Source organism: Streptomyces sp. cf386 (assembly GCF_900103585.1).
In the GTDB taxonomy this organism is placed as follows: Bacteria; Actinomycetota; Actinomycetes; order Streptomycetales; family Streptomycetaceae; genus Streptomyces.
Map to the genome: position 1 here is coordinate 106,820 of NZ_FNHV01000026.1, position 11,142 is coordinate 117,961.

Below are 11,142 nucleotides of genomic sequence, written 5' to 3' on the forward strand. Positions count from 1 at the left end.
GGGCCGTGCGGACGACGCCGACGCGTGACGTGTGACAGGGGTGGATCCCGCTCAGCGAGCGCGGGCTCCCATACCCGGTGAGTGGGCCGGGCCCGAGGTACGCAGTGTGCCGACCGTCTTCAGCAGCCGGTCGGCGGGCTCGCGCAGTCCGGGGTGGGCCAGGACCGTGTTTCTCAGGCCGCGCACCGGTCTGCGCCACATCCGGTGGGCCGCCGCCACCGGGTGCGGGCGGGCCGCGAACCCTTCGGCCACCCGCAGTTCACGGGTCTTGAGCCAGTCCTTGTACTCCTTCGCGCCGCGCCCCATGTCCATGAGCGTCACGCCGTCCCGGCCCGCTGCGTAGGCCAGCCTCAGGTGCATCATCAGTCCGGGCGAGTAGTAGCCGAACTCCGGGTCGTAGGCGGTGAACCAGGCCGCGAACACGGTGCGCGACCTGGGCCCGAAGTGCGCGGCGACGGGCCGGTCACCGGCGTACACCACGGACAGGATGCCGGTGAAGTGCTCCTCGCGGACCTGGAAGAGGTGGTCCACCAGATCGACGATCCACGGCTTGGCGAACCGGTCCATCCGCCCCGTCCTGCGGTACTGGGCGGACTTCCACCGCATGAGCGTGCGCAGCACGCGCAGGTCGCGCTCGTCGTAGACGAACCGCACTTCCCCCGCGTCCCGGCCCAGGCGGCGCTCCTTCTTCAGCGTCGTCTTGGCGTGCCCCGGGTAGGTGACGCGCAGCCATTCCGGATAGTCGCCCTCGCCGGGCTTCAGGTCGAGCACGGGAGAGGCGAACGTCCCCGTGACGTACGGGCCGAACGGCTGCTGCTCCTCCACGAGGTGATCGAACTCGAAGACCGACATGCCGCAGGCCCGCAGCAGTCGGCGGGTGTCCCAGCTGACTCCCGGCCGGTGCACCAGGGCCTGGCAGTCGGAGAGGCCTAAACCGATGGCGCGGCCGACGCCTGCCGCGTTGCGCTCGTACGGGAAGAAACCGACGGCCTCCCCGTTCTCGTGCAGCACCGCGACCCGGGCCCCACCGCGGTACCTGCCCACGCCGACCGTGAACTCCGGTGCCAGAAAGGGGTTCGCGTAGTCGGGTGACTCGTCCATCGCGCGGTGCCACGCCCGGCGCAGCGACTCGTTCAGCTCCTCGGGTCTGTGAATCGTGATGGCGCTCGTGGATCGCATGGCGACCGCTCCCCCCAGAGTCCCCCCAGGACGCCCTATTGGCGCCTCGTCACATTTACGCCCATGTCGAACTATGTGACGAGGCTCAAACGTCGCGAAACAGCACGCACGCTGTCAAGGCGCAGGTGCGAACCTTTAGCTGTGCTTGGTCAGGCCCCGACCAACAGACAACAGATGGAACTTGGTGAGGCCTCCGTTGAAGCGGAAGTTGTCGTCGGAGACGAGACACCAGGGCGGCACCCTGGCCGTACAGCGCGTTGGAGATCTCCTTGCCCTTCGCCGGGACGCTGAACGCGTGCCCGAGAAGATCCGTACCGAGCTCGAAGCGGCCGCCGGCAATCTCCGAGATCCTCGCGATCAACGACACCGACTTCGTCACCGTGGAGCGGTCCTTCGCCTCCGGTGTCGGCGGGCGACGCCCTACGTCAGCGGATCGCGACGACGACATGACTGTCGCCGTACTGCCAGACGGCGCCGACATGTCGGAAGCCCGCCTGCCGCAACAGCCGTTCGTGCCCGGACACGGACAGGCGCGCCGCGCTGTCGGTCCCGGTGACCGGCTCCCGGCGGCGCCGTTCGGCGAGCAGGTCGGTCAGCTCGGGGTCCTGCGCGACGGCCGTCCACCAGGAGTCCCAGTCCTCCTGCGCCAGGGCGTGCCCGCGTTCGGCGTGCCGGCTGCCGACGCACCCGGCGAGGGCGGCGAGCTCGGTGTCGTCGTGCGGGAAGTGGTCGCCGTTGACGAGGACGCCGCCGGGCCGCAGCAGTGCCGCGAGCTGCCGGTAGGTGCGGTGCAGGGCGTCCGGGCTGAGGTAGTGCAGTGCCGTCGTCGACACGGCCGCGTCCAGCGGGCGTTCCAGGTGCAGGGCGTGGGTCCAGCCGTCCTCGCCGATCACCGCGTCGACGTAGCGGGCCGCGTCCGCGTGGTGAGTGCGGGCCAACTCCAGCAGCAGGGGGTCCCGGTCGACGGCGACGATGTCGGCGTCCGGGAGTCTGCGCACCAGTCGTGCCGCGAGCGATCCGGGACCGCAGCCGAGATCGACGACCAGCGGACGCGCCGACCGGCCGGCCACGGCCCGCTCGACGACGTCGGCGATCACCGTGAACCGCTCCTCGCGGTCCACGGCGTACCGCTGCTGCTGGCGCTCCCAGCGCTCCACCCATCGCTCCGCCGTTGCCAGGCTCAGCCCCATCCGGTCGTGCCACCTTGCCGTCTCGCACCTGTTCCACGCTGTCGGCGCCGACACTACTAGGTGGAAACGGTTCCCATTCCCTCTAATGGCGGTACGTCACCCGAGGGTGGCAAGGACGCCCAACAGGCGGTCGATCTCCTCGACGGTGTTGTAGACGTGCAGGCTCACCCGCACCGAGCCGGTCCGCTCCCCCGCGCGGCCCTGGCAGTGCTGGTCGGAGCGGATCATGAAGCCGTGGCTGAACAGGATGAAGCCCAGGTCCGAGGAGTCGATGGCGTGGTGTCGGAAGGTGACGATGCCCTGGCGCCGCTGCACGGACGAGTCGGCGGCCAGGCTGGCCCGACAGCCGAGGATCTCGTAGGCGTCGAGGTGGCGCAGGCCGTCGGTGAGCCGGGCAGCCAGGGCGACAGTCCACCGCTCGATCCGGTCGGCGCCGACGGTGTCCAGCCAGTCCAGGGCGGTGGCGAGCGAGGCGACGCCGACCGTGTTGGGAGTGCCGGACCAGCCGCCCGGGGTGAACTCCGGTCCGCGTGTCTGACGGGCCCAGACGGCGCCCGTGCCGGGCAGGGCCATGGCCTTGTGCCCGGAGAAGACGACGAAGTCGACGTCCAGATCGGCCACGGACACCGGCAGATGGCCGATGCTCTGGGCCGCGTCCAGACAGATGACCGCGTCCGGGCCGACCACCCGGCGGATGCGGTGGATGTTCATGTCGCCGCCGTACACATGGTGGACGTGGGTGGCGGCGACGAACCGGGTTCGCCCACCAGCGAGTTCGGCGAGCGCGATGTGGTCGTAGTCGCCGGAAGAGCGCTGGTACGGCATCGGGCGGACCCGGATGTGCACGCCCTGCCGGGCCAGTTGCCGCTGGGCCTCCAGCCAGGGCGCGATGTTGGCCTCGTGGTCGGCGACCGGGACGACGATCTCGTCTCCGTCGGCGAGGAGATCGGGCAGCCAGTCACGGGCGATGGTGCGCAGCCCCTCGGTGGTGCCGCTCGTGAAGTGCACGGCCGAGCGCTCCGGGGCGGGGTCGTCGAGGAACCCCTTCACCCGGTCGCGGGCCTGCTCGATCAGGGTGGTGGTCCGGTTGGCCCAGGGGTAGGTGCCGCGTCCGGCGTTGGCGTTGGTCGTGGTGAGGTAGGTGTGGACGGCGTCGAGCACGGCCTGCGGTTTCTGGGCGGTGGCCGCGCTGTCGAGATACGCCAGTTCCGGGTGTGCGGTGACGATGGGGAACTGGGCGCGCAGCGTGCGCTGCCACTCCCCCAACTCCTCGATGAGGGCGGGGCCTTGGATATCGGTCCTGGGCGCGGTCATCGGCGTCAGTCCCGTACGAGGGGTGCGCCCGCGTCGCGCCAGGCGATGATGCCGCCGGTCAGACTGCGGACGTCCGGGTGGCCCAGCCGGGTCAGCAGGGCGGCGTAGCGGGCGGACTTCTCGCCGACCGGGCAGGCCAGCAGGACCGGGCGGGAACGGCTGAACGGCAGCCCGCCGTGCAGGAGTTCCTCGAAGAGCTCGTCGACGATGTTGACCGAGCCGTCGATGTGCAGGGCGGCGTAGGCGTACGGGCCGCGCAGGTCGACGACGAGCGGTTCGCCGGTGCCGATCCACGTCTGGGCGTCGGCGACGCCGATGGCCGGAGCCGTGCGGATCTCGGCGTCCGTCAGGTCGGCCGGGGAGTTCCTGCGGCGCGGGCGGCCGAAGAGGTCGGGGCGCCGCTGACGGACGTAGCTCAGATAGCTCTCGACTCGGTCGCAGACGATGAAGACCGCGGACTGGCGCTCCGTCAGTTCCTTGTCGATGGGCTGAAGTTCGCGTACGGCGCCGAAGTAGGCGGCGCCTCCGGTGGGTCCGGCCAGGATTCCGCAGCGGCGGTTGAGGGCCAGCATTCCCTCGATCGCCTCGTCGGCGGTCACCGACTCGATGGTGTCGTAGGTGCCGGGGTCGAACAGGCCCACCTCGTGCGCCTCGTCGATGGTGCGGATGCCGGGGACGAAGTCGGACTTGGCCGCGACCAGCCCGACGACCTGTACGGCGGGGTCGTGTTCGCGCAGGGCGCGGGCGACTCCGGTGGAGGAACCGGCGGTGCCCACGCAGGCGATGAACCAGTCCGGGGCCCGGCCGTCCAGGTCCTTGACGATCTCCGGTCCGGTGCCGGTGAAGTGGGCCTCGGTGTTGCGCGGGTTGAAGTACTGGTCGGTGTGCAGATAGGTGCTGTCGGGCTCGGAGAGGGTGCGGTGGAACAGGGTGAGCGGGTCATCGGTGGCGGTCGGGTCCAGACACTCGCTCTGGCCGGGGAGTTCCTCGATCTCCGCGCCGAGCAGCAGGAGCAAATCCTTGATCTCCGGTATGCGCATCCGGTTGGTGACGCTCTTGAAGGTCAGGCCGTGCATGCCCGCGAGGACGGCCAGGGCCTTGGCGGTGTTGCCGCTCGACAGCTCGACGACCTGCCCGCCTTCTCCGGCGGGGGCCGAGGCCGCGGCGGTCAGATGCGGTCGGGCCATGTTCCAGGCGGCGCGGTCCTTCACCGAGCCGAAGGGGTTGAGCAGTTCCAGCTTGGCGTACAGGTCGATGTTGCTCAGGCCGTGCACGGCCGGGTCGATGCGCACCAGCGGTGTGTTGCCGATGGCGTCGGTGATGCTGTCGTACCTCACTGCGCTCCCCCCACGGGTGTGGTCGGCCAGTACTGGTCGTCCAGGCACCAGCGCCATCTGCCGCTCTCCTGCCAGACGGCGACCTTGCGCGCGGCAGGCTGGTGCTGGGCACGGGTGGCGTGGAAGTCCATGCAGTAGCCGGCCGTGTTGGCGAAGGCCAACAGGTCGCCGGGGGCAGGGCGGCGGGGCAGGAAGACCGTGCGGCGGGTGATCAGATCGGACTCCAGGCAACGGCTGCCGAAGAGGTGCACGGCGACGGGTTCGGTCCCGGCGTCCCCACCGGCGCCCGGCAGGACCCGCGGGACGGCGTCACCGCCCGCCGGGTCCGTCAGGGCGGCGCCGCGACCCGCCGGGTCCCGTGGCACGACGACGGGGTCCATGAGCACCCCGTGCTCCTCCAGCGCCACGTCGTCGGCCTTCGCCGCCAACCGCAGGTGAAGAGGTCCATCCGCCTCCTGGTCGCGCACCTCCAGGACCTTGGTCAGGGTCACCCCGCACTGGTCGAGCAGCGCGCGGCCGGGTTCGGTGTGCAGGTCGTAGAGGTGTTCCAGGAGCAGCGCGGCCAGTGGGCGGCCGCCGAGGGACGCGGCCGGGTGGGAGAGCAGTTCGTCGAGGTAGCGGGCGCCGGCGACCGGGCGGTGGGCGGGGTACAGACCGAGCGTGCCGCGCAGGGTTCCGGCCTCGTTGCGCAGTCCGTAGCCGTGGCCGCCGTAGGTCAGGGGCGGGCGGATGCCCAGCACGGCTTCGGTGAGTTCGGTGGTGTACCGCTCCCATTGGCCGCCGTCGGCGAGGTAGTTGACGCCGAACCCGCCGCCGATGTCCACGGCCCGGGGCCGGAGCCCCCGGCTGCGGCACTCCTCCAGCACCCGCAGGCAGCCCTCCAGCGCCACGGCCTTCTCGGTCGGGCTCGTCGTGTCGAGGTGGTACGCCACGCCGACCAGGTCGAGCACGTCGGCGTGTCGCTCGACGGCCCCCAGCAGCGGGGCCGACTCCCGTACGGCGGTGCCGAATCGGCTCTGCCTGGTCAGCACCCGTACGCCGGACGCCTCGAACCCCGATAAGCGGAGCAGGACTCGGGCCCGAGGCAGGGCGTGTCTGCGTACCAGCCTGGCGAGTTGCTCCAGTTCGCCGCGCGTGTCGAGGCTGACGGTGACCGACGTGCGCGCCGCCAGCCACAGGAACTCCGGGTTCTTCGGCCCGGTCGCCGTGATCCGGTCGGGGGTGAGGCCCGCGCCCAGGGCGTGCTGCAACTCCCCCAGCGATGCGACGTCCACCCCCGCGTCCGTGGCGGCGAGCCTCCGCAGCAGGGCGCTGGACCGGTTGGCCTTGTGGGCGAGGAACACCTGGCCGGAGAGGTGGTGGGTGCCGTACACCGCGCGGAACTGCCGGAGATTGTCGGCGAGTTGGTCGGGGACGACCAGGTTCAGCGGCGAGCCGAGCGCGTCGGTGAGCGTGTGCAGCAGCTCCGGGGAGGTCAGCAAGGAGCGCAGCCGCGACTCCAGCCGCGGTTCGAGATACAGGGGCTGCCCGCCCATGCCCGGCCCTCCCCAGCGCTTCGGGCCCGACACTCCGGGCTGACGACCACTCCCCGCGGTTTGCCGTATAGCTCCTTTCCCTGCTCCCGATGGTTTACGCCCCGTACCTGCACTGCTGGGCGGTACGTCAGCAGGTGGGCCGAAAATCACCGGTGCCGACAGCCAGACCACGCGCAGGGCCCGGAACGGCCCATTCCGTGGTAAGGACACTCCAGTTGACGCGATCGACGGGAGGGTGCGCCGTGTTCCGCAAGCGGGTGGCGTTGGTGGTCGTGGCCGGGATGCTGGGGCTGGCCGGCTGCACTGCCGAGGAGGGCACGGGTGTGGCGGGGCCGACGGACGCGGTGGTCACCGCCTCGACCGCCGTATCTCCCTCGGCGTCCCCGTCGTCGTCCCCCTCGCCCGCGTCGCCCTCGTCGTCCCCCGGTCCGACTCCGGTCCCCGTCACCGGACCGGATCAGGTGCTGGTGTCCATGGTGGTCACCGGCGGTTTCGCCGGTGTGCACAAGGAGGTGACGCTGCGGGGCGACCGCACCGCGCACGCCACCGGCAAGGGCGAACGCTCCGTCCACCGCGTCGACGCGACCGAGTTCACCGAGGTGCGCACCCTGCTCGGCGACCCGGCGCTGGACGACGTCTCCGATTTCACCAAGAACATGCAGGCTGCGGACCTGTTCCAGTACACGCTCCGCTTCGACGGCCGTACGGTCATGACCGACCGCTCCGTCGATGAACCGGCCCTCGACCGGCTCATCGACGCCCTGAGCGAATGGTTGCCGGAGAGATGATCCGGCTGCCCGCGCTCAGCCGGCCTGCCCGGCGATGTTGACCATCCAGGTGATGCCGAAGCGGTCCGTACACATGCCGAAGACGTCGCCCCACATCTGCTTCTCCAGCGGCACGGTCACCGAGGCGCCTTCGGACAGCTTCTCCCAGTAGCCGCGCAGCTCGGCTTCGTCGTCGCCGCTCAGGCTCACCGAGATGTTGTTGCCCGGCCGGTGGTCGTCCGTCGGGGTGTCGGCGGCCATGAGGGTGAAGTCGCCGGGCGTCTCCAGCATGCCGTGCATGATCTTGTCGGCCAGGGGTGTGTCCTTCTGGCCGTACTCGGCGTAGGTGTTGAGGTTCAGGGTGCCGCCGAAGACGTCCTTGTAGAACTCCAACGCCTGCCGGGCGTCACCGGCGAAGGTGATGTAGGGGTTGAGACGCGCGGCCATGAATCCTCCAGGAGTAGGGCCGGAAGCCGACTGGAAGGAACGTAGCGCGGGCCACTGACAACGGCCCGCGCACACGGCCACATGGCGCACAGCGCCGCTACAGGGTGCGCTCCAGACGGTCCGCCACCAGCTTCACGAACCGCGCGGGGTCCTTGGGCTGGCCGCCCTCGGCGAGCACCGCCAGCGTGTGGAGCAGCTCGGCCGACTCGACGAGCCCGGAGCGGTCCTCGCGCTCCTTGTACGCCTGGTTCAGGCCCTTCACCAGCAGGTGATCGGGGTTGAGTTCCAGGATTCGCTTGGTGCGCGGCACCTCCTGGCCCATCGCCCGGTACATCTGCTCCAGGGCCGGGGTCAGATCGTGCGCGTCCGAGACCACACAGGCCGGGGAGACGGTGAGCCGCGTCGACAGGCGCACCTCCTTGATGTCCTCGTCCAGCTGCTCCCCCATCCAGCCGAGCAGTCCGGCGTACTCCTCGGCCTGCTTCGCCCGCTCCCCGTCGGCCTTCTCGTCGCCCTCGGTGTCGAGGTCGATCTCACCCTTGGCGACGGACCGCAGCTTCTTGCCCTGGTACTCGCCCACGGTGTCGACCCAGACCTCGTCGACACCGTCGGTGAGCAGCAGCACCTCGATGCCCTTGTCCCGGAACGCCTCCATGTGCGGGGAGTTCTCGATGCTCTGCCGGGACTCGCCGGTGAGGTAGTAGATGTCGTCCTGGCCGTCCTTCATCCGCTCCACATAGCGCGCGAGCGTGGTCGGCTCGTCGTCGGCGTGCGTGGTCGCGAACGAGGCGACGGCGAGGATGGCCTCGCTGTTCTCGGAGTCGGTGACCAGGCCCTCCTTCAGGACGGTGCCGAACTCCCGCCAGAACGTGGCGTACCGGTCGGCGTCCTTGGCCATGAAATCCTTGACCGTGGACAGCACCTTCTTCGTCAGCCGGCGCTGCATCATCCTGATGTGCCGGTCCTGTTGGAGGATCTCGCGCGAGACGTTGAGCGAGAGGTCGGCCGCGTCGACGACGCCCTTGACGAAGCGCAGGTACGGCGGCAGCAGCTCCTCGCAGTCGTCCATGATGAAGACGCGCTTCACATAGAGCTGGACGCCGCGCTTGAAGTCCCGCGTGAACAGGTCGTGCGGGGCGTGCGAGGGGACGAAGAGCAGCGCCTGGTACTCGAAGGTGCCCTCCGCCTGGAGCCGGATCGTCTCCAGCGGTTCGCGCCAGTCGTGGCTGATGTGCTTGTACAGCTCGTGGTACTCGTCGTCGGACACCTCGTCGCGCGAACGCGCCCACAGGGCCTTCATCGAGTTCAGCGTCTCGGGCTCGGGCGCGCTGTCGCCCTCCGAGTCGCCCGCCTCCGGGACCATCCGGATCGGCCAGGTGATGAAGTCCGAGTACCGCTTGACGATCTCCTTGATCGTCCACGGGGAGGTGTAGTCGTGGAGCTGGTTCTCGGGGTCGGCGGGCTTGAGGTGGAGCGTGACGGACGTGCCCTGCGGCGCGTCGTCGACGGTCTCCAGCGTGTACGTGGCCTCACCGCGCGACGTCCAGCGGGTGCCCTGACCCTCGCCGGCGCGCCGGGTCACCAGCGTCATCTCGTCGGCCGCCATGAAGCCGGAGTAGAAGCCGACGCCGAACTGCCCGATGAGCCCCTCGGCCCCGGCCTCGTCCTGCGCCTCCCGCAGCTCTTTCAGGAACGTGGCCGTCCCCGAGTTGGCGATGGTGCCGATGAGCTTCCCGACCTCGTCGTACGACATCCCGATGCCGTTGTCCCGGACCGTGAGGGTACGGGCCTCCTTGTCGACGTCGATCTCGATGTGCAGGTCGGACACCTCGGCGTCGAGCGCGTCGTCCCGCAGCTTCTCCAGGCGCAGCTTGTCGAGCGCGTCGGAGGCGTTGGAGACGAGCTCGCGCAGGAAGACATCCTTGTTCGAGTAGACCGAGTGAATCATCAGCTGGAGCAGCTGACGGGCCTCTACCTGGAACTCAAACGTCTCGGTCGGCATGGTTCGCGACTACCTCACAGCTCAGTCACCGGAACAGGTCGCAGTCACTGTAGGACACGAGGCCGGTGCGGAGTGCGGCGGTACGGAAGAAGGCCCAGGTCGCCGGAGTCGGTCGGGTCAGACGAGGTGGGCGAAGACGACCAGGTTCGCGGTGTAGTCCTTGACCTGACGGTCGTAGTCGCCGGCGCAGGTGATGAGCCGGACCCGGGCCCGGGGGGTGTCGCCGTACACACGCTTGCTGGGGAAGGTGTCCTTGTCGAACGTCTCCACGCTGTCGATCAGGAAGGACGCCTTGCGCCCGTCCGCTCTCAGCACCTGAAAGCGGTCCCCCTTCTTCAGCTCGCTCAGGCCCGCGAACACCGCGGCGGACGTCACCGTGTCGACGTGCCCGGCGATGATCGACGTGCCCGCCTCACCGGGGGACGCCCCTTTGGCATACCAGCCGACGAGGTTGGTGTTGTTGGCAGGCGGGGGCTGGAGCTGGCCCGTGCTGCCGATGGCGAGGTCGGTGAAGGGCGCGTCTACCTCGATCTTGGGGATGAGCAGGCGCACCGGCCGGGACCTGGGCAGATGCTTGCCCTCGGTGCGGTGGGTGTGCGCGGGCGGGCCGGCCGAGCGGCCCTGCGGTGGTGCGGACGACTCGACGGCCGGTGCGCGACGGGCTTCGGACGTCTCGTCCGGGCTGCCGGGCAGGGTCACCACCAGGACCGTGACGACCACCGCGCTCCAGAACAGGGCCACCGCGGTCCGCCTTCTCCGACGAGAGGGCGCGGAAGCGGTGTCAGGAGAGGCCGGGTCGGCTTCGGGGGACGGGGGACGGCCGAAGGCCATCGGGGACCACCTCACTCGGGCAGGACACAGGGCTGGTCACAGGGCTGGTCACAGGGCTGGTCACAGGGCTGGACGGGGGCGATGGCCGGCGTGGCCGCCGCGGCGCGCGGCGCACGCGCGGCGGCCACGGCGGATATGTCGCCGGGCATGGTCAGGCCGCGGTTCCGGAGGCCTTCTTGCGCCGCAGTGCGTACACGCCGGTGCCGGCTACCGCGAGGACGGCCATCCCACCAGCGGTGACACCCGCGTTGTCGGCGAGGCCACCGCCACCGGTGTGCATCCCGCCGTGCGGCTTGTCGTGGTCGTCGCCCCAGGACTCCTTCTCGTGGTCGCCGCCCCAGGAGTCCTTCTCGTGGTCGTCGTCCTTGTAGTTCTCCGGGTCGAACTTCGAGTCCTTGTCGCCGCCCCAGTCGTCGCTGTTCAGGACCGACGCCAGCGCTCCGCCACCGGTGTGGACACCGCCCTTGGGCTCGTCGTCCTTGTCGTAGTCGTCCTTGTCGGAGTCCTTGTCGTAGTCGTCCTTGCCGGAGTCCTTGTCGT

Annotated in this window: 10 protein-coding genes; 1 reads left to right on the forward strand and 9 read right to left on the reverse strand. The window is 70.0% G+C overall.

The window, feature by feature from the left end; translation table 11 throughout:
- Positions 1-51: 51 nt before the first annotated feature.
- From BLU79_RS41680 to BLU79_RS41700, 5 genes are all read right to left on the reverse strand, one after another.
- On the reverse strand, positions 52-1,179 hold the full coding sequence (locus tag BLU79_RS41680) for a GNAT family N-acetyltransferase (RefSeq protein ID WP_093911255.1): 1,128 nt from the start codon (positions 1,177-1,179) through the stop codon (positions 52-54).
- A 425-nt stretch (positions 1,180-1,604) separates the two neighbouring features.
- Positions 1,605-2,369 carry a class I SAM-dependent methyltransferase gene (locus tag BLU79_RS41685; protein ID WP_093911256.1) on the reverse strand — a complete coding sequence of 255 codons (765 nt, stop codon included), beginning with the start codon at positions 2,367-2,369 and terminating at the stop codon, positions 1,605-1,607.
- A 96-nt stretch (positions 2,370-2,465) separates the two neighbouring features.
- Positions 2,466-3,683: an aminotransferase class V-fold PLP-dependent enzyme gene (locus BLU79_RS41690; RefSeq protein WP_093911257.1), complete on the reverse strand. Its 1,218-nt coding sequence runs from the start codon at positions 3,681-3,683 to the stop codon at positions 2,466-2,468.
- A 5-nt stretch (positions 3,684-3,688) separates the two neighbouring features.
- Entirely contained in the window at positions 3,689-5,020 is a 1,332-nt protein-coding gene (locus tag BLU79_RS41695) for a pyridoxal-phosphate dependent enzyme (RefSeq protein WP_093911258.1), read from the reverse strand.
- Positions 5,017-6,555, reverse strand: a complete 1,539-nt coding sequence (locus BLU79_RS41700; RefSeq protein WP_093911259.1) for an alanine racemase — start codon at positions 6,553-6,555, stop codon at positions 5,017-5,019. Before BLU79_RS41700 ends, BLU79_RS41695 begins: the two co-directional genes overlap by 4 nt.
- 242 nt (positions 6,556-6,797) lie before the next feature.
- Between BLU79_RS41700 and BLU79_RS41705 the strand changes: the two genes are divergently transcribed.
- Positions 6,798-7,343, forward strand: a complete 546-nt coding sequence (locus BLU79_RS41705) for a hypothetical protein (protein ID WP_256333659.1) — start codon at positions 6,798-6,800, stop codon at positions 7,341-7,343.
- A gap of 15 nt (positions 7,344-7,358) precedes the next feature.
- On the opposite strand, the gene BLU79_RS41710 is transcribed toward BLU79_RS41705, so the two are convergent.
- The 4 genes from BLU79_RS41710 to BLU79_RS48475 all read right to left on the reverse strand — a co-directional run.
- Positions 7,359-7,769: a VOC family protein gene (locus tag BLU79_RS41710; RefSeq protein ID WP_093911260.1), complete on the reverse strand. Its 411-nt coding sequence runs from the start codon at positions 7,767-7,769 to the stop codon at positions 7,359-7,361.
- Positions 7,770-7,866: 97 nt separating this feature from the next.
- Complete coding sequence (htpG, locus tag BLU79_RS41715) at positions 7,867-9,771, reverse strand: molecular chaperone HtpG (protein ID WP_093911261.1); 1,905 nt, start codon at positions 9,769-9,771, stop codon at positions 7,867-7,869.
- A gap of 117 nt (positions 9,772-9,888) precedes the next feature.
- A complete protein-coding gene (locus BLU79_RS41720) occupies positions 9,889-10,512 on the reverse strand; it encodes a class F sortase (RefSeq protein WP_256333660.1) in 624 nt (207 codons plus the stop codon).
- Positions 10,513-10,753: 241 nt separating this feature from the next.
- Positions 10,754-11,142 (reverse strand): hypothetical protein (locus BLU79_RS48475; RefSeq protein WP_093911263.1); only part of this gene is annotated, 389 nt, incomplete at its 5' end.

Bases quoted from the DNA above. Each gene is read 5' to 3' on its own strand.
- BLU79_RS41710 (WP_093911260.1), bottom strand. From the start codon at position 7,769: ATGGCCGCGCGTCTCAACCCCTACATCACCTTCGCCGGTGACGCCCGG.
- BLU79_RS41680 (WP_093911255.1), bottom strand. From the start codon at position 1,179: ATGCGATCCACGAGCGCCATCACGATTCACAGACCCGAGGAGCTGAAC.
- BLU79_RS41690 (WP_093911257.1), bottom strand. From the start codon at position 3,683: ATGACCGCGCCCAGGACCGATATCCAAGGCCCCGCCCTCATCGAGGAG.
- BLU79_RS41685 (WP_093911256.1), bottom strand. From the start codon at position 2,369: ATGGGGCTGAGCCTGGCAACGGCGGAGCGATGGGTGGAGCGCTGGGAG.
- BLU79_RS41700 (WP_093911259.1), bottom strand. From the start codon at position 6,555: ATGGGCGGGCAGCCCCTGTATCTCGAACCGCGGCTGGAGTCGCGGCTG.
- htpG (WP_093911261.1), bottom strand. From the start codon at position 9,771: ATGCCGACCGAGACGTTTGAGTTCCAGGTAGAGGCCCGTCAGCTGCTC.